At 66.7% G+C, this 21,652-nt stretch carries 21 protein-coding genes; 12 read left to right on the forward strand and 9 right to left on the reverse strand.

Annotated elements, in window-relative coordinates:
- Positions 1-78 precede the first annotated feature (78 nt).
- Positions 79-1,404, forward strand: coding sequence for an MFS transporter (locus IFT67_RS14805; protein WP_192238963.1), 1,326 nt, complete (start codon positions 79-81; stop codon positions 1,402-1,404).
- Positions 1,405-1,444: 40 nt separating this feature from the next.
- Here the strand turns inward: IFT67_RS14805 and IFT67_RS14810 are convergent, their stop codons facing one another.
- Positions 1,445-1,609, reverse strand: coding sequence for a hypothetical protein (locus tag IFT67_RS14810; protein WP_192238964.1), 165 nt, complete (start codon positions 1,607-1,609; stop codon positions 1,445-1,447).
- Between the two features lie 195 nt (positions 1,610-1,804).
- Between IFT67_RS14810 and IFT67_RS14815 the strand changes: the two genes are divergently transcribed.
- Together IFT67_RS14815 and IFT67_RS14820 are read left to right on the forward strand one after the other, a co-directional pair.
- The gene (locus IFT67_RS14815; RefSeq protein ID WP_192239157.1) at positions 1,805-2,923 is read left to right on the forward strand and encodes a DUF47 family protein; all 1,119 of its coding nucleotides are present in this window, start codon (positions 1,805-1,807) and stop codon (positions 2,921-2,923) included.
- Positions 2,924-3,091: 168 nt separating this feature from the next.
- On the forward strand, positions 3,092-4,090 hold the full coding sequence (locus tag IFT67_RS14820) for an inorganic phosphate transporter (RefSeq protein ID WP_056057726.1): 999 nt from the start codon (positions 3,092-3,094) through the stop codon (positions 4,088-4,090).
- A 118-nt stretch (positions 4,091-4,208) separates the two neighbouring features.
- Here IFT67_RS14820 and IFT67_RS14825 read toward each other — a convergent pair whose 3' ends face one another.
- Together IFT67_RS14825 and IFT67_RS14830 are read right to left on the reverse strand one after the other, a co-directional pair.
- Positions 4,209-4,658: a phasin family protein gene (locus IFT67_RS14825; RefSeq protein ID WP_244647406.1), complete on the reverse strand. Its 450-nt coding sequence runs from the start codon at positions 4,656-4,658 to the stop codon at positions 4,209-4,211.
- A gap of 70 nt (positions 4,659-4,728) precedes the next feature.
- Positions 4,729-5,253, reverse strand: coding sequence for a hypothetical protein (locus IFT67_RS14830; protein ID WP_244647407.1), 525 nt, complete (start codon positions 5,251-5,253; stop codon positions 4,729-4,731).
- A gap of 136 nt (positions 5,254-5,389) precedes the next feature.
- Here IFT67_RS14830 and IFT67_RS14835 point away from each other — a divergent pair, with 136 nt between their 5' ends.
- From IFT67_RS14835 to IFT67_RS14865, 7 genes are all read left to right on the forward strand, one after another.
- The gene (locus IFT67_RS14835; RefSeq protein ID WP_192238965.1) at positions 5,390-6,691 is read left to right on the forward strand and encodes a UDP-glucose dehydrogenase family protein; all 1,302 of its coding nucleotides are present in this window, start codon (positions 5,390-5,392) and stop codon (positions 6,689-6,691) included.
- A gap of 64 nt (positions 6,692-6,755) precedes the next feature.
- A complete protein-coding gene (locus tag IFT67_RS14840) occupies positions 6,756-7,370 on the forward strand; it encodes a TetR/AcrR family transcriptional regulator (RefSeq protein ID WP_192238966.1) in 615 nt (204 codons plus the stop codon).
- A 337-nt stretch (positions 7,371-7,707) separates the two neighbouring features.
- The gene (locus tag IFT67_RS14845) at positions 7,708-8,106 is read left to right on the forward strand and encodes a hypothetical protein (protein WP_192238967.1); all 399 of its coding nucleotides are present in this window, start codon (positions 7,708-7,710) and stop codon (positions 8,104-8,106) included.
- Positions 8,103-9,380 carry an efflux RND transporter periplasmic adaptor subunit gene (locus tag IFT67_RS14850; protein ID WP_446740818.1) on the forward strand — a complete coding sequence of 426 codons (1,278 nt, stop codon included), beginning with the start codon at positions 8,103-8,105 and terminating at the stop codon, positions 9,378-9,380. The genes IFT67_RS14845 and IFT67_RS14850 overlap by 4 nt, the downstream gene beginning before the upstream one ends.
- A gap of 148 nt (positions 9,381-9,528) precedes the next feature.
- On the forward strand, positions 9,529-12,705 hold the full coding sequence (locus IFT67_RS14855) for an efflux RND transporter permease subunit (RefSeq protein WP_192238968.1): 3,177 nt from the start codon (positions 9,529-9,531) through the stop codon (positions 12,703-12,705).
- 10 nt (positions 12,706-12,715) lie between these two features.
- A complete protein-coding gene (locus tag IFT67_RS14860) occupies positions 12,716-14,125 on the forward strand; it encodes an efflux transporter outer membrane subunit (RefSeq protein WP_192238969.1) in 1,410 nt (469 codons plus the stop codon).
- An 83-nt stretch (positions 14,126-14,208) separates the two neighbouring features.
- Positions 14,209-14,481 (forward strand): hypothetical protein, encoded by a 273-nt coding sequence (locus IFT67_RS14865; protein ID WP_192238970.1) that lies wholly within the window; start codon positions 14,209-14,211, stop codon positions 14,479-14,481.
- A gap of 22 nt (positions 14,482-14,503) precedes the next feature.
- Here the strand turns inward: IFT67_RS14865 and IFT67_RS14870 are convergent, their stop codons facing one another.
- The gene (locus tag IFT67_RS14870; RefSeq protein WP_107962997.1) at positions 14,504-14,761 is read right to left on the reverse strand and encodes a hypothetical protein; all 258 of its coding nucleotides are present in this window, start codon (positions 14,759-14,761) and stop codon (positions 14,504-14,506) included.
- 132 nt (positions 14,762-14,893) lie between these two features.
- On the opposite strand from IFT67_RS14870, the gene IFT67_RS14875 reads away from it, so the two are divergent.
- Both IFT67_RS14875 and IFT67_RS14880 read left to right on the forward strand, forming a co-directional pair.
- Complete coding sequence (locus tag IFT67_RS14875; protein WP_181321158.1) at positions 14,894-15,040, forward strand: hypothetical protein; 147 nt, start codon at positions 14,894-14,896, stop codon at positions 15,038-15,040.
- A gap of 57 nt (positions 15,041-15,097) precedes the next feature.
- Complete coding sequence (locus IFT67_RS14880; protein WP_192238971.1) at positions 15,098-16,150, forward strand: lactonase family protein; 1,053 nt, start codon at positions 15,098-15,100, stop codon at positions 16,148-16,150.
- On the opposite strand, the gene IFT67_RS14885 is transcribed toward IFT67_RS14880, so the two are convergent.
- The 5 genes from IFT67_RS14885 to IFT67_RS14905 all read right to left on the reverse strand — a co-directional run bounded on the left by IFT67_RS14885 (position 16,143) and on the right by IFT67_RS14905 (position 21,415).
- Complete coding sequence (locus IFT67_RS14885) at positions 16,143-16,418, reverse strand: hypothetical protein (RefSeq protein ID WP_192238972.1); 276 nt, start codon at positions 16,416-16,418, stop codon at positions 16,143-16,145. The genes IFT67_RS14880 and IFT67_RS14885 overlap by 8 nt on opposite strands.
- A 132-nt stretch (positions 16,419-16,550) precedes the next feature.
- Positions 16,551-18,101 carry a DHA2 family efflux MFS transporter permease subunit gene (locus tag IFT67_RS14890; protein ID WP_192238973.1) on the reverse strand — a complete coding sequence of 517 codons (1,551 nt, stop codon included), beginning with the start codon at positions 18,099-18,101 and terminating at the stop codon, positions 16,551-16,553.
- A 277-nt stretch (positions 18,102-18,378) separates the two neighbouring features.
- A complete protein-coding gene (locus IFT67_RS14895) occupies positions 18,379-19,542 on the reverse strand; it encodes an HlyD family secretion protein (RefSeq protein WP_107962792.1) in 1,164 nt (387 codons plus the stop codon).
- Positions 19,539-20,948 carry an efflux transporter outer membrane subunit gene (locus tag IFT67_RS14900; protein ID WP_192238974.1) on the reverse strand — a complete coding sequence of 470 codons (1,410 nt, stop codon included), beginning with the start codon at positions 20,946-20,948 and terminating at the stop codon, positions 19,539-19,541. The genes IFT67_RS14895 and IFT67_RS14900 overlap by 4 nt, the downstream gene beginning before the upstream one ends.
- The gene (locus tag IFT67_RS14905; RefSeq protein WP_192238975.1) at positions 20,945-21,415 is read right to left on the reverse strand and encodes a MarR family winged helix-turn-helix transcriptional regulator; all 471 of its coding nucleotides are present in this window, start codon (positions 21,413-21,415) and stop codon (positions 20,945-20,947) included. Before IFT67_RS14905 ends, IFT67_RS14900 begins: the two co-directional genes overlap by 4 nt.
- Positions 21,416-21,652: the final 237 nt, after the last annotated feature.

Consider the following 21,652-nt stretch of genomic DNA (forward strand, 5'->3'; position numbering starts at 1 on the left):
CGGTTTAACGTTGGCGTGCGGATGACGCTCGGCTAAGGGTTCGACATATTACTGCAACGATCAGGGCTATTTCCCGTCATGCTCAATGCCCTCGGGTTGCTGAAGCAACGTCGCTTCCTGCCCCTGTTCACCACGCAGTTTCTCGGCGCGTTCAACGATAATCTGTTCAAGACCTCGATGGTCCTGTTCGCGACCTATGCCGTCTTCAACGATCCGAAGATGGAGGCCAATTTCAACGCGCTGGCGACGGGACTCGGCATCCTGCCGTTCTTCCTGCTGTCCGCGCTCGCCGGGCAATTGGCGGACAGTCACGACAAGGCGCGGATCATCCGGATCGTGAAGACGGTCGAGATCGGCATCATGCTGCTCGGCGCGACCGGGCTGATGGTCGCACGCGCAGGGCACCCGTCGCTGGGGATCGGGCTGATGCTCGGCGCCGTGCTGTGCCTCGGCGTGCACTCGACGTTCTTCGGGCCGATCAAATATGCGATCCTGCCGCAGCACCTGAAACCGTGCGACGTGCTCGGCGGCACGGGCCTCGTGGAGGCCGGGACGTATCTCGCGATCCTGCTGGGCACGGTGACGGCAGGCTGGATCCCGATCGAGGGTGCGGCTGCCAGCGTCTTGATCGTTGCCGTGATCGGCTGGTTCTCCGGCCGCCAGGTGCCGCCGGCACCGCGCGAAGGCCCGCCGCTGAAGCTCGACTACAACCCGTTCACCGCATCGTGGCGGCTGATCAGCGCGACGCTGCACATCCCGCGGCTGTTCCTGGCGATCGTCGCGATCAGCTTCTTCTGGACGATCGGCGCGGTGCTGATCATCGTCTTCCCGCCGCTGGTCAAGAACGTGCTGACCGCCGACGAGCGAGTCGCGAGCTTCGTGATCGCGGTGTTCTCGGTCGGGGTCGCGATCGGATCGGTGGTGATCAACTCGATGCTGCGCGGGCGAATTTCCGCGAAGTTCTCGCCCGCGTCGGTGATCGCGATGGGCGGCTTCGTCGTGCTGTTCTCGTTCCTCGCGCGCAACTGGACGCCTGCGGCTCCGGGGCATTATTACGATTGGGCCGGCTTCATCCATCAGCCCGGAGCGATCCCCGTGCTGGCGACGCTGCTGGCGATCGCGATCACCGGCGGGATGTTCGTCGTGCCGCTCTATGCGTTCCTCACGACGACCGTCGAGAAGGACCAGACCGCGCGCACCGTAGCGGCGAACAATGTCGTCAATTCGGGCGCGATGACGGTCGGCTCGATCCTCGTCATCGGCATCACCGCGATGGGCGTGACGCCGGAGGATATGCTGTTCCTCGTGGCGGCGATGTGCCTCGTCTCGGCATGGCTAGCGCAGAAGCTGCACCGGGCCTGCGACGACGACGCGATCGGGTGCTTGCCGACGCTTCGAGGTTAAGTCTGCTCCCCCGCCAAGGGGAGAATTACGCCGGGCGCTCTCAGAAAATGAAGCTGTAGAAGCACGTGAAAAACGCCGCGAAGCTCAGCAGGAACAGCTTCACGTCCTGGTCGTCGTTCTTCGTGTTCGCGATCACCGGCGGCGGTAACGAACGGCGCAGCGGATGGCGGGCGGCTTCGTTGGATAGGACTAGGCGTCTGGTCATGATGCAAACGTTAACGTCGCGTTTACCAATTCGACCAGTGGCAAAAGTGGTTAAGCTGGCGGCGTCCGGCAATGGGACAGAAATGGCCCCGCGGTAACGGTCCGAAAACTCTCCGCTGCGCCGCTATCCTTGCGTAAAAACCGGGTATAAGCTCGTCGTTTTCCCCGCGTTTCTGCGGGCGCAAGGACCCTGACCATCGAGCAGATCGGCGCACTTCCCTATGTAATCGACGAGGCCGGACATGCGCGCGTGATGCTGATCACGTCGCGCGATACCGGTCGCTGGGTGATCCCCAAGGGCAACCCCATCGTAGGTCTCGCGAGCCACGAGGCCGCCGCGCAGGAGGCCTATGAGGAGGCCGGCATTCGCGGCATCCCCTGCCCCTCGCCTGTCGGGCAATTCGCGTACCGAAAACGCCGTCGCACCGGCCGTTACCGCGACATGATCGTCACCGTGTTTCCGCTCGCTTTCGTCGAGCAGGTCGACGACTGGCCCGAACGTCATCAGCGCGACACCCGCTGGTTTACGCTTGATCGCGCGGCGGAGGCTGTCAATGAGCCCGGCCTGAAGGCGCTGATCGCTGCTTTCCGTGAGCCGCCAATCCCGGCGTCGCTCGCGCAACGTATCTTACCCGTCGTGCGCGGAAGCGCGAAAAGGAGAATTCCGATGCTGGGCTGGTTCCAGTCGCTGATGCCGAAGCAGGGACGGTTCTTCGAACTGTTCGACGCGCATGCCGCGACCCTGGTCGCCGGCGCCGATGCGCTTGCACGGCTACTCCACGGCGAAGGCTCGATCGAGGGTCAGATCGCCGAGATCGTCAAGCGCGAGCACGAGGCCGACGATATCACGCGCGAGGTCCTGCAAGACGTCCGCCGCGTGTTCGTGACGCCGTTCGACCGCAGCGCGATCACCGACCTGATCGGCGTGATGGACGACGCGATCGACCAGATGAACGGCACCGCCAACGCGATCGCGCTGTACGAGGTGACCGAGTTCTCGGCCGAGATGCGCGACATGGCCGGCATCATCGTCGAGGCCGCACGGATCACCGCGGAGGCGATCCCGCTGCTCCGCTCGCTCGGCACCAACGCAGGCCGGTTGCACGACCTGACCGCACGGCTGATCCAGATCGAGGGCCATGCCGACGACATCCACGATACGGGTCTGCGCGCGCTGTTCCAGGCCTCGAAGATCAGTGCGGATCCGATGACGTTCATCATCAACCGCGAGATCTACAGCAGCCTGGAAAAGATCGTCGACCGCTTCGAGGACGTCGCGAACGAGATCCAGGGGCTGGTCATCGACCATGCTTGATGTGTCGCTTGAGCCCGCGACCTCCCGCAGAGCTCCCCCCCGGCGAAGGCCGGGGCCCAATTGGGGGACGGCAATAACGAAGGACCGGGCGCCGTTATTGCGACCTCTCCAATTGGACCCCGGCCTTCGCCGGGGGGGTGAAGCGGCAGCGGATAGGGCAGCAGTCGCATGATCCTCTCCCTCCCGCTCCTCATCGGCCTTATCGGCATCGCGCTGCTGTTCGACTTCCTGAACGGCCTCCACGACGCCGCGAACTCGATCGCCACGGTCGTCTCCACGCGTGTCCTCAAACCCCAATACGCAGTCCTCTGGGCAGCCTTCTTCAACTTCATCGCGTTCGCCGTCTTCGGCCTCCACGTCGCGCAGACCGTCGGCACCGGCATCGTCCAGGCGCACGTCATCGACGCGCAGGTGATCTTCGCCGCGCTGATGGGCGCGATCGCGTGGAACGTCATCACCTGGGTGCTCGGCATCCCGTCGAGCAGCAGCCACGCGCTGATCGGCGGGCTGCTGGGCGCCGGCATCGCCAAGATCGGCTTCGGCGCGATCGTCTGGAGCGGCGTCATCAAGACCGTGCTCGCGATCTTCGCCTCGCCCGCGATCGGCCTGATGCTCGCGCTCGTGCTGGTGCTCATCGTTGCGTGGACGAGCCTAAAGCTCACCCCGCTCGGCGTCGACAAGCGTTTCCGCAAGCTCCAGCTGATCTCCGCCGCGCTCTATTCGCTCGGCCACGGCGGCAACGACGCGCAGAAGACGATGGGGATCATCGCCGTCCTGCTCTATTCGCAGGGTCTGCTCGGGGGTGAGTTCCACGTCCCGCTCTGGGTCGTCCTATCCTGCCAGGCGGCGATGGCGCTCGGCACGCTGTCAGGTGGCTGGCGGATCGTCCACACGATGGGCTCGAAGATCACGCGCCTTACCCCCGCACAAGGCTTCTGCGCGGAGACCGGCGGCGCGATCACGCTGTTCGCCGCGACGTTCTGGGGCATTCCCGTATCGTCGACGCACACCATCACCGGCTCGATCGTCGGCGTCGGCGCCGCGCGGAGGTTGTCCGCCGTCCGCTGGAACGTCGCCAGCAACATCGTCGTAGCCTGGACGCTCACTTTGCCCGCCGCGGGGCTGATCGGCGCCGGCACGTACTGGCTCGTCGGACTGTTCGTCTAAGCCGGAAATAGTTGAGGCTGGTCCGCCGCCGCTCCGTCATCGTATCGGAGCGGCGGCGTTCTTGCTCGTCCGTACGCCGCTCCACCCGAAACAGAGGACGGCGTATTCGCGGGACGGCTTACTTGATCCCGCCGCCCTGCAACGGCGCGACCGCGTCCTTGCCGAACTTCATGATCAGCTCGCCGATCTCGCGCGCTTGGCTCATGCTCCGCTGGCTCTGTTCGCGCAGATAATCACCCTGGATCTTCATCACCTGGGTCAGGTCGCTGGCGCTCGCCGCCTCGCGCATCGCCGCGAAGGCCTCGCGCGCATTCTGCTCGGCCTGGTCAATCATCGCCTTGCCGATCGTCGCGCCGCCCTCGGCGATCTTGCCGCCGGATTCCTTAATAGCCTCGCCCGCGCGCCGCGCCGGATCGACCACCTTCTCCGAGAACGCATCGCGCGCCTTCCCGGCATTCTCGCGCATCGTGTCCGCCGCGCCCTTCGCCGCATCCGCTGCGCGGTCGGTCGCCGCCTTGCTCGCGTTCGCACCATCATCGACTGCCTGCTTGAAGTCGTCCGCCACCATCTCTCTCCTGTGTTGCACTATCGGTCGTGGTTTTAACCGGCATACCCGGCTTTGGTTGCAGCCGCTCCGGTCAGCGGATCGCCGTGATCGACACGGACAGTTCGGCCGTCTTCGCCCCCGATAGCTGCAACGCATAGCGCCCCGCCGGCAACGCGAAGTCGACCATCTTCTTGACCGGCGAACAGACCGGTCCATGCGCGTGCGCGGTCGACGTCAGCACCTTGCGCGACTGGACGACATCGATCCACGCCGCTCCGCCAAGCGCCACGCGGTATGTTCCCGCCTTCGCGACGCCGAACCGGACGACGCCGGAAAACGTGTCAGCCGGGGGTGTCTTCGCCGGCGTGACCTCGAACGAAACCCCAGCCGACGGCTTCAACGCCAGCCGACCCACCGGGCTGATCGGAAGCACCCCGCCCGGCGCGACCGAAGCCGGCTTGCTCCATCCCGCGAACTCGGTCGCAACGGTAGCCGGGCACGACGGAGCCGCCGCCTGCTGTGCCGCGACTCTATCCGCGGAAACAAACATCACAGTCGCTACCAACGCCCAGCCTGCCATCGTCGTCCGCATATCCGCCTCCATTATCAGAACCATGATGCGCGCAATGTGGCGGGTTGCCTACCGTCGAAAGCTGCAGAGTAGCTGGCGCAACGACACCGGTCAGGCATCGCCAGCTTGCACGCGCGCGCATTACTCACGATAGGTCGCGCGGCTTTTACGAGGAACGTCCATGCGCATCACGATGATCGGTTCTGGCTATGTCGGCCTGGTGTCCGGCGCCTGCTTTTCGGATTTCGGCCATGACGTGATCTGCGTCGACAAGGACCAGTCGAAGATCGACGCACTGCTCGCCGGTCGCATGCCGATCTTCGAGCCCGGTCTCGACCAGCTCGTCGCGTCGAACGTCGCCGCAGGCCGGCTGACCTTTACCACTGATCTCGCCAGCGCGGTCGCAGGCGCCGATGCGATCTTCATCGCGGTCGGCACGCCGTCGCGGCGCGGCGATGGCCATGCCGACCTCAGCTACGTGTTCGCCGCGACCGAGGAGATCGCCGCGGCGGTCACCGGACCGACCGTCGTCGTAACCAAGTCGACCGTCCCCGTCGGCACCGGCGACCGCGTCGAGGCGATCTTCCGCGAGAAGCGTGCGGACGTCGACGTGGCGGTCGTCTCGAACCCCGAATTCCTCCGCGAAGGCGCCGCGATCGGCGACTTCAAGCGCCCCGACCGCATCGTCATCGGCACCGAGGACGAGCGCGCCAAGCAGGTCATGCGCGACGTCTATCGGCCGCTCTACCTCAACGAATCGCCGATCCTGTTCGTCGGTCGCCGCACGTCCGAGCTGATCAAATACGCCGCCAACGCGTTCCTCGCGACCAAGATCACCTTCATCAACGAGATCGCCGACCTGTGCGAGGCGGTCGGCGCGGACGTGCAGGACGTGTCGCGCGGGATCGGGCTCGACAACCGGATCGGCAAGAAATTCCTCCACGCCGGGCCGGGCTATGGCGGCTCGTGCTTCCCCAAGGACACGCTGGCGCTGCTCAAGACCGCCGAGGATTACGACACCCCGGTCCATATCGTCGAAGCCGTCGTGAAGGTGAACGACAGCCGCAAGCGCGCGATGGGCCGGAAAGTCCTGCACGCACTCGGCGACAATCCGCGCGGCAAGACGGTCGCGCTGCTCGGCCTCACGTTCAAGCCTAACACCGACGACATGCGCGACGCCCCTAGTCTCGCGATCGCGACCGCGCTTGCGGACGCCGGCGTGACGGTCCGCACGCACGATCCCGAAGGCATGGCGCCCGCCAAGGCGATGATGCCCGACCTCGTCTACTGCACGGATGCCTATGACGCCGCGGAGGGTGCCGACGCAGTCGTGATCGTGACCGAATGGGATGCCTATCGCGCGCTCGACCTCGCGCGGTTGAAGCGCGTGATGGCCGGGCCGGTGATGGTCGACCTCCGCAACGTCTATCAGCGCGCGGACGTCGAACAGGCCGGGTTCGCCTACACCGCGGTCGGTCGGTGAGCGTCCCCGGCAACATATTCCAGTCACTGGACCTTTTGCGCGCTCTCACTATATACCGAACGGTATGAATAGGCTTTGCACGCTCACCGCCCCTAAGGGCCGCCCCCGCGAGTTCGATCTCGACGAAGCGCTGGCGGGTGCGCTGCGCGTGTTCTGGCGCAACGGGTATGAGGGTGCATCGATGGCGGAACTGACCGCCGAGATGAAGATCACCAAGCCCAGCCTGTATGCCGCGTTCGGTAACAAGGAGGCGCTGTTCCACAAGGCGCTCGACCTCTACGAACGCGAGAAGCTCGCGTACATGACGTATGCGCTGGATGCGCCGACCGCGCGTGCCGTAGCGGAAAACCTGTTGCGCGGTGCGCTCCAGATGCAATCCAGCACATGCGATCCCAAGGGTTGCCTCAGCGTCATCAGCAGCGTCGCGTGCAGCCCGGAAGCCGAGCCGATCAAGGCCGAGGTGGCGAAGCGCCGCGCGTCGTCCCAGGCTGCCTTGATCCGCAGGTTCGACGAAGCCAAGGCCGCGGGCGAATTTCCCGAGGGCCTCGAGTCGGACGCGCTGATGCGGTATCTGTTCGCGATCATGCAGGGTCTGACGATCCAGAGCGGATCGGGTGCGACCTGCGCCGAACTGAACCAGCTCGTCGAGACCGCCATGTCGGTGTGGCCGACCAAATAGGCGAGCCGAGACCGGTAAAATTGTCACGCATCGCGATGCGCTGAAATTTAAAATACCGGCCGGTACAAAAGTCTGTTGACTAGATGAACGTCAGGTTTATATACCGACTGGTATCGAAGCTCTCTCCTACTTCGGATGGGGCAGCCGGGGACACCAACCCATGACCACGGTTCAAACCTAAGACGGCTTCGGCCTGATTTTCGACAATTCCAAGCGGGCAAGCGCGGCACGGTGATGTGCCGGCAACGACCGCGCACGCCTCGCGACCAGCTGACGTCGGTGGACCGTCCACCGACGAAGGCCAGCGCTTGCCCAAGATCAAAAGGGGGACAATCCCATGGCTTATCTCGACCTCGACAACATGTTCGCTTCGCCCGTCACCAGCCGCGTCCAGGCCGTGGCAGCCCCTGCCCCGACCAGCTTTTCTGCGCTGGAATGGAGCGTCATCGCGCTCGCCAAGCGCGATACGTTGCGCAGCCTGTCCGGCCCGAGCCGCATGTCGCGGGCGATGGGCAGCCTGTTCGGCCTGAGCACCGCATCGCGGCTCGCCGACCCCCGGCTCGAAGCGTTGCGGCGGATGGCGGTGTACGCCTGGCGTCGCGGCTTCGCGCTGCCGATGGCCGAGATCCAGGGCTTCCTCGCCGCCGGCTTTGCGGAGGCTCAGATCGAAACGCTCGTCGAGAGCGTGACCGGCATGCGCGTCGGCATCCAGCAGAAGCGGAGCATCGCAGCGTGAAAAAACTTACCACGATCACGGCTGCGAACGACGCCGACGTCGTCGCGTCGCCGCCCGCGGACCGTCACCGACGGCCGGCATGGCAGCGCGGCGCGATGGTACTCGTGCCGATCGCGCTGCTCGGTGCGGTCGGCGTTAAGCTGTTCGACCATCCCGACGCGGCGATGGCGGCACCCCCGCCCGCCTCCGTCACGGTCGCGTCGCCGCTCGTCCGGCAGGTCAGCGAGTGGGACGATTATGTCGGCCGGTTCGCACCGAGCCGCACCGTCGAGATCCGTCCGCGCGTCGCGGGCGAAGTCACCGGCATTCATTTCCGCGACGGCGAAATCGTCAGCAAGGGGCAATTGCTCTTCACGATCGATTCCCGTCCGTTCGCGGCTGCTCTGGCCGAGGCGCACGCCAACGTTGCGAGCGCCCGCAGCGCTCTGTCGCTCGCCCGCACCGATCTTGGTCGCGCCCAGCGACTGGTCGCTGACGAAGCGGTCTCCGCAGGCGAAGTCGACGCCCTGCGCGGCCGGCTCGAAGCAGCCCAGGCTGCACTCGCCGCGGCACAGGCTCGCGAGCGCGCCCGTGCCTTGGACGTCGGTTTCACGCAGGTTCGCGCCCCGATCGGCGGTCGGATTTCCGATCGTCGCGTCGATGCGGGCAACCAGGTTGCGGGCGGCGAAGGTACCGGCGGCACGGTGCTGACGACGATCAACGCGCTCGACCCGATCTACTTCACGTTCGACGGCTCCGAGGCGCTGTATCTCAAGACGCAGCGCGCACGTCAGCCCGGCGCCACGCCAGCGGCGGTCGAGATCCAGTTGCAGGACGAGACCGAGCATCGCTGGAAGGGCAAGCTCGACTTCACCGACAACGGCCTCGACCAGCGCTCGGGGACGATCCGCGGTCGCGCGGTGCTCGCCAACCCGGGCTATTTCCTGACGCCGGGGATGTTCGGCAACATGCGCCTCGCAAGTGCGGGGACGCGGCAGGCGCTGCTGGTGCCCGACGATGCGGTGCAGACCGATCAGGCGCGGAAGGTTCTGCTGACGATCGATGCGAAGAACGTCGTGAGCCAGAAGCCGGTCGAACTCGGGCCGGTGGTCGATGGCCTGCGGATCGTGCGCTCGGGGATCGGGCCGAACGATCGGATCATCATCCAGGGTACGCAGATGGCGATGCCGGGCGCCACGGTTGCGCCGAAGGTCGGCCGGATCGTGGTTGCCTCGGGTACGAGTGCGCCGGCGTCGGTCCAGCCGATCTCTGGTGAGGCCACGCTCGCCAAGTAACATCGTTACCCCGACCAAAATTCCGTCATCCTGACGAACGTCAGGACCCAGAGTTCGAGACGTCCCGCTGAGTAACCCTGGGTCCTGACTTTCGTCAGGATGACGGGGCGTGCGCGGACGGATCGCCCCTCTACCGAGGAAATTTCCCATGCGCTTCTCGCGCTTCTTCATCACCCGGCCGATCTTCGCGGGCGTGATCGCGGTGATCATCACGATCGTCGGTGCGATCGCCTACATGACGCTGCCGGTGTCGCAATATCCCGACATCGTCCCCCCCACCGTCACCGTCAGCGCGACCTATCCCGGCGCCTCCGCCGAGACGGTCGCCGAGACCGTCGCCGCGCCGATCGAGCAGGAGATCAACGGCGTCGACAACATGCTGTACCAGTCGTCGCAATCGACCGGGGACGGCAAGGTCACGATCACCGTCACCTTCAAGATCGGCACCAATCTCGACGCCGCGCAGGTGCTCGTCCAGAACCGCGTCGCCGTCGCCGTCCCGCGCCTGCCCGAGGACGTCCAGCGTCTCGGCGTCGTCACGCGAAAGACGTCGCCCGACTTCCTGATGGTGGTGAACCTCGTCTCGCCCGACAACTCGCTCGATCGCGGCTATATCTCCAACTACGCGCTGACGCAGGTCCGCGATCGCCTCAGCCGCATCGACGGCGTCGGCGACGTGCAGCTGTTCGGCGCACGCGATTACTCCATGCGCATCTGGATCGATCCCGGCCGCGCCGCCGCGCTAGACCTCACCGCCGGCGAGATCGTCGCCGCGTTGCGTGCGCAGAACGTCCAGGTCGCCGCGGGTACGCTCGGCCAGCCGCCCTATGACAAGGGCAACAGCGCGTTCCAGCTCAACGTCGAGACGCAGGGCCGCCTGACCGATCCCAAGCAGTTCGCCGACGTCGTCATCCGCACCGACGCACAAGGCCGCCAGGTCCGCGTCTCGGACGTCGCCCGCGTCGAACTCGGCGCGCAGGATTATGGCGCGAATACCTATCTCAGCGGCAAGCCCACGGTCATCGCCGCGGTCTTCCAGCGTCCCGGCTCGAACGCACTCGGCGCGGCACAAGCCGTCACCGCCGAGATGGAAAGCATGTCGAAGCGCTTCCCCAAGGGCCTCGAATACAAGGTCATCTACAACCCGACCGAGTTCATCGCGCAGTCGATCGACGCGGTGAAGCACACACTCTTCGAGGCGATGGTCCTCGTGGTACTGGTGATCCTCGTATTCCTGCAGAAGTGGCGCGCGGCGATCATCCCGATCGTGGCGATCCCGGTCTCGCTGATCGGTACCTTCGCGGTGCTCGCCGCCGCCGGGTACAGCCTCAACAACTTGTCGCTGTTCGGCCTCGTCCTCGCGATCGGGATCGTCGTCGACGACGCGATCGTCGTGGTCGAGAATGTCGAGCGCAACCTCGAACACGGGCTCTCCCCCTTGGAGGCGGCGCGCACGTCGATGGACGAAGTGTCCGGCGCGCTCGTCGCGATCGTGCTCGTGCTGTGCGCGGTGTTCATCCCGACCGTGTTCCTCACCGGGCTGTCAGGCGCGTTCTACCGCCAGTTCGCGGTGACGATCTCGACCGCGACGATCATCTCGCTGCTGATCTCGCTGACGCTGTCGCCAGCGCTCGCCGCGATGCTGCTCAAGCCGACCGCCCCTGCGGACTCCGGCAACCGCCTGACCCGCACGGTGCGACGCGCCGGCGACGCCTTCAACCGCGGGTTCGAGCGGATGAGCGAGAGCTATGCCCGCCTCACCGCGCGCCTAGTCACCGCGCCGCGCCGGATGATGATCGCCTATGCCGCGCTGATCGCGGTCACCGTCGGCGTGTTCACGATCACCCCGTCGGGCTTCGTTCCCGCACAGGACCAGGGCTACTTCCTGACCGTCATCCAGCTTCCGCCCGGCTCGTCGGTCGAGCGCACCGACGCGGTCATGCAGAAGGTCGCGAAACGCATCCTGCCGCTCGCCGGCGTCAAGGGCGCGGTCATGCTCGCGGGCTTCGATGGTCCTTCGCAGACGCTCGCCCCCAACTCGGCGGCCGCGTACATCCCGCTGAAGAGCTTCGAGGAACGCAAGAAGCTCGGCGTCACGCTCGCCAGCATCATGGCGGAATCGCAAAAGGCGACCGGCGACATCACCGAAGCGCGGCTGCTGATCGTCCCGCCGCCGCTGATCCAGGGGATCGGCTCGGCCGGTGGCTATCGCCTGATGGTGCAGGACCAGGGCGGCCACGGTTACGCCGACCTCGGCAAGACGAGCTACGCGCTGATCGGCCAGGCGAACCAGACCAAGGGTCTCGCCCAGATCTACACGTTCTTCGACACCGCCACGCCGCGCATCTTCGCCGATGTCGACCGCGCCAAGGCCAACCTCCTCGGCGTTCCCCCGGAGCGCGTGTTCGAGGCGTTGCAGGTCTATCTCGGCTCGGCGTTCGTCAACGACTTCAACCTGCTCGGCCGCACCTACCGCGTCACGGCACAGGCCGACGCGCCGTTCCGCAACACCACCGCGGACATCGCCAACCTGAAGACTCGCTCCAACTCGGGCCAGATGGTCCCGGTCGGCTCGGTCTCGACGTTCAAGGACAAGACCGGCCCGTACCGCGTGGTCCGCTACAACCTCTTCCCCGCGGTCGAGGTCGATGGCGACACCGCTAAGGGCTATTCCTCCGGCCAGTCGCTGGTCGCGATGGAGAAGCTCGCCGATGCGTCGCTCCCGGCAGGCTACGCGCATGAATGGACCGGCATCGCCTACCAGCAGAAGGCCGCCGGCAGCACCGCCGCGCTCGTCTTCGGCATGGCGGTGGTGTTCGTCTTCCTCGTGCTCGCCGCGCAATATGAGAGCCTGACATTGCCGCTCGCGATCATCCTGATCGTGCCGATGTGCCTGCTCGCCGCGATGACCGGCGTGAACCTGCGGGGCATGGACAACAACGTCCTCACGCAGATCGGCCTGGTCGTGCTGATTGCGCTCGCCGCGAAGAACGCGATCCTCGTGGTCGAGTTCGCCAAGCAGGCCGAGGAACAGGACGGCCTTACCCCCGTCGAGGCGGCGGTGCGCGCGGCGAAGGACCGGTTGCGGCCAATCCTGATGACGAGCTTCGCGTTCATCCTCGGCGCGGTGCCGCTGGTGATCGCGACCGGTGCCGGTGCGGAACTCCGCCAGGCGCTCGGGACTGCGGTGTTCTTCGGGATGATCGGCGTGACCGGGTTCGGGCTGCTTTTCACACCTACCTTCTATGTCGTCGCACGGGCGCTGGCACTGCGGTTCGAACGCCGCCGTCCAGCCCCAGCCGCGACCCTTCAGCCAGCCGAATAGGACCAGCATCATGAAGTCCGTCCTCCTCGCGAGCCTCTCGGCGCTGACGCTCGCCGCCTGCGCCGCCGGCCCCGACTATGTCGCGCCGATCACCCCACCCAAGGCGGCGGCGTCGTTCGTCACCGCCAACGCAGCCACCGTCGCTACCGCGCCCGACAACGACTGGTGGCGGATGTACCGCGACCCGGTCCTCGACAGCCTTGTCGCGGACGCGTTAGCAGCCAATACCGACCTCCGCGTCGCCGTCGCCCGCCTCGACAGCGCCCGCGCGTCGTTGCGCGGTGCGAAGACCGACCGCGAGCCGCAGGTAAACGCGGGCGCGAGCGGCAATTACGCGCGCAACTCGCAACTCCAGAACCTGCCCGGCCTCGACCGCGAGCGCGCCACCTACGACGTAGGCCTGGACGTCAGCTACGAGGTCGATCTCGCCGGCCGAGTCCGCCGCAACGTCGAAGCCGCCCGCGGTGACGTCGGCGCGGCGCAAGCCGATGCGGACGCCGTCCGCGTCTCGATCGTCGCGGCAACAACCCGCGCCTATGTCGATGCAGCCTCGTCCGCCGAACGTCTCGCGGTCGCGCGGCGGATCGTCGACCTGCTCGACAAGTCGAACACGCTGACCGGCAAGCGCGTCGACGCCGGTCGTGCCGCCCGCCTCGACCAGGTCCGCATCGCAGCCCTGCGTGACCAGCGGGCCGCCAATATCCCGCAGATCGAAGCCGAGCGCCAGGCCGCACTCTTCCGCCTCGCAACGCTCACCGGCCGCACCCCGCAGGACCTGCCCGCAACCGCCGGCGCGCGCACCACCACGCCGCGCCTCGACCAGCCGATCCCGATCGGTGACGGCGCAGCGTTGCTAGCGCGCCGCCCCGACGTCCACGCCGCGGAACGTCGGCTGGCCGCGGCCACCGCGCGGATCGGCGTGCAGACCTCGCAGCTCTATCCACAAATCTCGCTCGGCGGTTCGATCGGCTCGACCGCGCTCAGCGTCGGCGACATCTTCACCGGCGGCCCGATCCGCTGGCTGCTCGGACCACTCCTGAACTGGTCGCTAAACCAGTCAGCCGCGCGCGCGAGGATCGCCGGCGCCGAGGCGGACTCACGCGGCGCACTCGCCAATTTCGACGGTAGCGTCCTCACCGCGCTCGAGGAAACCGAGACCGCGCTGTCGAACTACGCCCGCGAACTCGATCGCCGCACGCAGCTACAGTCCGCGCACGACAACGCCGCCACCGCCGCCCGCATTACCCGCGCCCGCCAGCGCGAAGGCCAGATCGACTTCCTCGACGTCCTCGACGCCGAGCGGACTTTGGCGGATACCGATACGGATCTGGCCGCCGCGGACGCGCGGATCGCCGGTGCGCAAGTCGACCTGTTCCGCGCGCTCGGTGGCGGCTGGCAGGGCGCACCCAAGCCCGTTTGACGACCGGACCGACGCATTAACCACCTTCTGCAACAGGCGAGAAACTAAAACGCATCAATCCGGTCATGCCGATGGAGATCATCATGAACGACAACACTCTACCGACTGCGAACGCGGAAGCGTGGCGTGCGCAGGTCCAGTATCATCAGGATCGGGCCGAGCAGGAAAAGGCGCTCGCTCGCCGTTCGCAGTCGGACGCGGGTCGCGCGGCGCATCTGCTGCTGAGCGAGAACCATCTGCAACTCGCGGCGTCGGCCGAACTGGTCGCGGACATGCCCGACGCCGAACCGCCGCAGAGTTCGTCGTTGCAGCATACCGGCTGGTTGATGCGCGAGAGCTACGGCGACGCCACGTAAGACACCGGCATGACGCCTCGGCTCAGGCGATATCCGCCTTGCCCAGGTTGATGCCGTCGTACAGCGCCAGCAACGCGGTCACTTCCTCGACGACGGTTTCCTGTTCGGCGCGCCAGCGGGCGGTCGCATCGTGCTGCGGTACGCCGTCCTGACCGTCATGCAGGGTAAAGCCCTGTTCTATCAGCCATATCGCGTCCGTCGCCCGCGAACGCTGCCGTCGCAGGTGATAGACCCATTGCTCGATGATCCCCGAAGGAACCAGTCTATCCAGATCGCCCATGGTGTCGCGGTAGGCCAAGGCCGACGGCAACGCCAGCCCGGGAAACGCGCTTTTGGTACGGAATTGCAGGGCGTTAACCGTCTCGCGAAATTCGACCGAAACATAACGGGTCCAACACGGGCGGAGATGGATATGCTTCCGCCGCCTTCCGTGATCGAGCGCCGTATGGACGACCAGTCCGTCCTCGCCCGCCGCGCACCGAACGCCGGCGTCGCCCGGATGCACGAAGAGCTCGCCCTGCTGTACCGCGAGCAGCTGATCGGGCTGTTGAGGGTCTGAACGTCGACGTGCGGCCGGCGTGTGACGACGCCGCGAAACGGCGTTAGGGACGGCGGCATGATCGAACCCGAGACGTCGCCCGCCTTCAACGACTGCCGCTGGATCGGGACCTATGCTGGCGGTGGCGGGGCCGGTCTCTATCCGCTGCTCGATCACGACGATGGGCTGGCGATCGGCGCTGCCTGTCTCGACGCATCGAACGCCTCGTTCGGCGCGTACGCGTCACGGTTCGATCTGCACTATCTGGTCGACGAGCGCGACGACGGGACCCTCGGCGTACACCGGTACGGTGACCGGGAGTGGCGACGTCTCGCGCAAGTCACGACCGGCGGCGCGGCGCCCTGCCACGTCGCGCTCGACGCCACGCAATCCTGGGTCGCGGTCGCCAACTACATGAGCGGCAGCGTCGCGTTGTACCGGCTGGATGCCGGCGGACTGCCGATCGCCCCGCCCTTCGTGCACGCCAACAGCGGCAGCGGACCCAATCCCGAACGCCAGCTTTCGCCGCACGCGCATTGGGTCGGGTTCGGGCCGGACAACCGTACGTTGTACGTCACGGACCTCGGCACGGATGAATTACTGGCATTCCCGTTCGACGCGGACCTAGGGATTCTCGGCACGCCGTACACCGCGTTTGCCGCGCCACCGGGGTCTGGCCCGCGGCATATGCTGTTCCACGCGCGTCACCCGCGCACGGCGTATCTCGCCTGCGAACTGACGAACACCCTGGTGGTCCTGGACGCCGAGGATACCGGCCTCAGCGAACGCGCCACGCTGTCGACGCTTCCGCCTGCGTGGCACGGCGCGAATATCGTCGCGCATATCGGCGCGAATGCCGCCGGCGATCGGCTGTACGTGTCCAATCGCGGCCATGAGAGCATCGCCGTCTTCGCGCTCGATCCGCACGGCGACGCGACACCGATCCAGCATGTCGCCAGCGGTGGCCTGTCGCCGCGGTTCTTCATGATGTCGCAGGACGAGCGCCGGATGGTCGTCGTCCACGAACGCGATCACCGCGTCACGGTGCTCGATATCCTACCGGACGGGACGCTCGCCCCGACCGGCCTGGCGGTCACCGTTCCCGGCGCCGCATTCGCCTTTGTCAGCTGACGCTAGCGATCAGCAACGTCAGTTCGTCGCGAACCGGGTTCGCGTCGGTGCGCAGCGGCTTGAGGTTACGCCGCTTGACCGGATAGGATGCGCGAACCGCCTCGCACAGGTCCCTGACCGATACGCGGATGCAGGCCCCCTCGTCGCACACCAGTCGTGGCTTGCTGACGGACTGTATGCACGTCACCGGCGCACCGGCCCAGGCGGGCGCAGCGCTCGAAAAAAGGCATACGGCAGCGATCCGCAAAGCGGTGTTCTTGATCATCATGGTATCTGGCCCCCCACAGGCATTTCGTATCTGGTAAATGCAGCGTTAGGGGCCAAGTGGTTGCGATAACGTTTCTAATATCGAGAAATCGTACGACCGCCTGCCGGTCGTAAGAAAACGACAATCGACCGATCAGTCCGCCGCGATCGGCCCCTGCGGAGGGCTCGCGCGTCGCGTGAACCAGACGATGATCACCATCGCGAGGCAAAGCCAGGCCGAGACGCGGAACAGGTCGGTCGACGCGAGCAGATACGCCTGCGCCACCATCTGCCGCGTGATCGCGCCCGCCGCCTGCACGTCGGTCAGCCCCATCCGGGTCAGCGCACCCTGCGCCATCTGGTAAGGCGAACCGGTTCCAATCGCTTCCGACAACCGGCTCTGGTGGAGCGTCTCGCGACGATCCCAGGCGGTCGTGATGATCGACGCGGCGAAACTGCCCGAGGTGATGCGCGCGAAGTTCGAGATGCCGGTCGCCGACGGCAGCCGCTCGGCCGGGATACGATCAAGCGAGATCGTCAGCATCGCGAGGAAGAACGTGCTCATCGCGATCCCCTGCACCATCAACGGCAGCATCAGGTCGTAGAAGCTCGCACCCGTCGTGTAGCCCGAGCGGAGGTAATAGGAGTAGCCGAACGACGCGAACGCCACCGTGGCGAGGATGCGCGCGTCGATCTTGCCGCTAAGTCGCGCGACGAACGGCGTCAGGATCACCGCCACCGCCCCCGATGGTGCGGCGACCAGTCCCGCCCAGGTCGCAGTGTAGCCGAGCTGCGTCTGCAACCAGAGCGGCAGCAGCAGCGTGTTGGCGAAGAACACCGCATAGCCCAGGCAGAACGCGATCGTCCCGATCGTGAAGTTGCGGCTCTTGAACAGCGACAGGTTCACCGCCGGGTTGGCGTCGGTCAGCTCCCAGATGATCCAGCCGACAAAGCCGATCGCGGCGACGACCGCGGCGATGACGATGCGGTCGGCGGCGAACCAGTCGTCGTTCTTGCCGAGATCGAGCACGATCTGCAGCGCACCGACCCAGATCACCAGCAGGATCAGCCCGACCTGGTCGATCGGCAGCTTCCGCGTCGGCGTGTCGCGCTTGCCGAGCTTGTTCCAGCACACGAACGCGCAGAACATCCCGAACGGCACGTTGATCAGGAAAATCCAGCTCCAATGGTAGTTGTCGGAGATGTAGCCGCCCAGGATCGGCCCCATGATCGGCGCGACCAGCGTGGTCATCGACCAGATACCGAGCGCGGTAGAGCGCTTGTGGACCGGGAAGATCGCGATCAGCAGCGCCTGGCTGCCCGGGATCATGGGTCCGGACACCGCGCCCTGGAGAATGCGGAAGCCGATCAGCGACGGCAGATCCCACGCGATCCCGCACAGGAACGACGCGATCGTGAACAGAAACACGGACACGCAGAACGTCCGCACCACGCCGAACCGCCCCATCAGCCACCCGGTCAGCGGCACCGCGACTCCGTTGGCGACCGCAAACGCGGTAACGATCCAGGTGGAGTTGTCGCTGGAAACGCCGAGATTGCCGGCAATGGTGGGCAGCGAGACGTTGGCGATCGTCGTGTCGAGCACCTGCATGAAGGTCCCGAGCGCAAGCGCGAATGCGGTGAGCGCGAGCGAGCCGCCGACGAGGGGGGCGGGGCCGGTGCCGGCGCTGGATGGGGCGGCCATTACAGGGTGCTCGCCTGAGAGGGGATGCCCCAACCAAAGCCATCACCCCGGCGAAGGCCGGGGCCCAGTTGGGGAACGCTGGTGATGAAAGACAGCGCGTCGTTACGACCACCTTTCCGACTGGGCCCCGGCTTCCGCCGGGGTGGTGCACCCTGAAGCGCGGTGGGCAGCGACAAGCTTGTTTCCCCGCGAAGGCGGGGACCCAGACTGGGCTCCCGCCTTCGCGGGAGAACAAGGAGAGCAGGACCGCACCTGAGTAATGGCCACCGCAAAATCATCATCGGTTAGCCGCGATGATCTGGCGGATCTTCGCATCGACCGCGGCATCGCCCTGCCCGGTCGCCAGCCCCTTGTACGCCGCCACCGCGGGCCGCCCGACCATCGTCCCCGACTTGTCCGCCGTATCGACGATCGCGTTCACCGACAGCCCGACCCGCAACGGATTGCGCCGCAGCTCGCCCTTGTCGAGCGCGATCCGCACCGGCACGCGCTGCGTGATCTTGATCCAGTTCCCGCTCGCGTTCTGCGGCGGCAACAGCGCGAACGCGTTCCCGCTCCCCGCGCCAAGCCCGACCACATGGCCGTGATAGACCAGGTCGTCCCCGTACATGTCCGCCGTCACCGTCGCCGCCTGCCCGATCCGCAGATCACGCAACTGAGTCTCGCGGAAGTTCGCGTCGACCCAGACCCGGTCGAGCGGCACCACCGCCATCAGCGGCAGCCCAGCCGAAACCTGCTGCCCAAGCTGCACCGTACGCTGCGCGACCACACCATCGATCGGCGCGACGACGTGCATGTGGCTCCGCGTGATCGCCGCGCGTCGATACGCCGCGATCGCCGCCAGCACCGCCGGGTTGTTCGACACCGTGGTGCCGACGACCCCGTTGCGCGACTGCGCCTGCTGGCTGCGTGCGAGTTGCAGCGTCGCGCTCGCGACCTTCACCTGGTCCGCGGCATGGCTCAGCTCCTCGCCCGAGATCGCGCCCTCGGCGGCCGCCCCACGACGACGTGCGAGATCGTTCCGCGCGCGCGCCAGTTCGGCCTCCGCCTGCACGACCGCGGCCCCGGTCTCGTTCACCTTCGAGAAGTCCGACCGCGTCGCGCGCACCGCCCGTGCGAGTTCCGCCTCCGCCGACGCCACGCCGACATCGGAGGTCGCGGCGTCGAGGTCGATCAGCGGCTGGCCCGCCTTCACGACCTGCGTATTGTCGGCATGGATCGCGGTCACCTGCCCCGGATCGCGCGCGGTGATCGCCACCACGTCGCCCGCGACATAGGCATCGTCGGTCTCCTGCTCGGGTGCGGCGAGCAGGAAGTGGAACACCGCCCACACGATCGCACCGATCACCACCACCACGCCGAGGATCGTCAGCGCGCGCTTTCGTGCGCGCGGATTGCCGGTCGGAGCCGCTGCGGGCGCCGGCGTTTGCGTATCGGTCATCGCGTCATCCCCTGAAAATCGTAACCACCACCTAGCGCCAGCACGAGCTGCACGCGCTGTTGCGCGGCATCGGCGGCGAGGTCGGCATCGGCCTGTTCGGCGGCCAGCGTACGGACGTCGTTGTCGACCAGATCGAGCCGGCTATCGAGGCCGCTCGACACGCGGATCGCGTTCAGCCGCCCGGTCTCGGCATAGCCGCGCACCACCTCGCGCTGTCGCTGCCGGTCGGCGTCGAGCGCCCCGATCCGCGCAACTGCGTCGCCCGCCTCGCGCACCGCGCCGATCACCCGGTCGTTATAATCCGCGGTCGCCAGGTCGAGCGCAGCGGTCGCGCCGGCGAGGTCCGCCTTCAACCGGCCATTGTCGAAGATCGGCAGATGGACCGCCGGCCCGACGCCGACCGTGCCCGCATCGAGCGAGAACAGATTGCCGAGTCCGACCGCCTGAAACCCCGCCAGCGCCGCCAGATTGACGTTCGGATAGAACGCCTTCCGTGCGACCTGACGCCCGGCGGCCGCAGCCTCGATCCGCGCCTGCGCCGCCGCGATATCGGCACGCCGCGCGAGCAGGTCGGCGGGTACGGTCTTCGGTAACGGCAGCGCCGCGTCGAGCCGCAACGCCGTCGCACCGATCGTCGCCGGATAATCCGCACCACGCCCGGCAAGCGCCGCCAGCGCATTCTTCGCGAGCACCTGCGCCGCCTGCGCGCGCAGCAACGCCTGCCGCGCCTGCGCCAACAACGTCGTCGCAGCCTGCGCGTCGAGCTTGCTCGCCAGGTTGTTGCGGATCCGCACGTTCACCAGCTTCAGCGAATTCTGCCGCGTCGCGATCGTCCGCTGCGCGATGCCAGCCTGCGCCTCGGCGCGCTCGAGATCGATATAGGTCTGCACCACCGCCCCCGACAGCGCCATCCGCGCCGCCGCGACGTCGAGCGAAGCCGCACGCACCGACGCCCGCGCACCTTCGATCGCAGCCTTTTGCCGTCCGAACAGATCGAGGTTCCAGCTGAGGTTCGCCGCGGTCGACCCGACGAACCGCGTCGACCCGGCATAAGGCGGCGGGATCGTGTAGCGACCGCTAAGCCGCGCCAATTGCTCCTGCGCATCGAGCGTCACGTCGGGGCCATTGTCCGCCCGCCGCGTCGACAGCACCGCCTGCGCCTGCGCGACCCGTGCCAGCGCCGCATCGAGCGACGGACTGTCCGCGACCGCATCGCGTACCAGCCGATCGAGCTGCGGATCGCCGAACGACCGCCACCAGTCGGCCGCGATCACCGGCGCCGCATCCGGCGCCAGCCCGAGCGCCGTGGCCGATACCGGCTCCACCACGGTCTTCGACGCCGGGATCGCGCACCCCGCGAGCAGCCCCGCCACCGTGATCGGGGCCAGGGCAGTGCCAATCTTCATGCGCGGCGTCCTTCGGTCAGAGCGTCGTCCAGCGTCGTGCGGAGTTTCTGCATAAGCTCGATCAGCGTCTCGATCTCGGCGCGGTCCCAGCCCGTCAGCAGGGTGTTCCAGTATTCGATGATCCGGTCGCGACACCGGATCGCGACCGCCTCGCCGTCGGGCGTCAGCTCGAGATTGAGCACCCGCCGGTCATCGCTCGCGCGCGACCGCGTGACCCAGCCGCTCTGCTCCATCGCGTCGACCAGCCGCGTCGTCGCACCCTTGTCGTGCGACAGATCCCGCGCGAGGTCGGCACACGTCGCCGCCCGACCCGCCATCATCGACATCAGCGCGGACCATTGTGTCCCCGACAGGCCCTCAGCCGCGAACACCGGCTCGATCAGGCTCTGCCCGATCTGATGAATCCGCCGCGCGAGGTAGCCGAGCGAACAGTCCGGCCCGAATTCCGATTTGGTGTAGAACGTCATATAGTTGCCATGGCAACCATTGCTTAGGCAGTCAATTGCGCGTTTTGCATGTTGAGCTGAGGACGGCGGACGTTCGCGGTGCGCGCGTTAGCCTGATGTGGCACTACCCATTCGACCTGGTCCGACGGCAGCCCGGCCATCGCTAGCGACGCGGCACGATAGGTCGTCCACGCGCGCTTCCCCCTCCGTCATCCTGACGAAAGTCAGGATCCAGGGTAACGGAGGACCGCCCCTCAC

Source organism: Sphingomonas sp. CFBP 13728, from assembly GCF_014841895.1.
Classification (GTDB): domain Bacteria; phylum Pseudomonadota; class Alphaproteobacteria; order Sphingomonadales; family Sphingomonadaceae; genus Sphingomonas.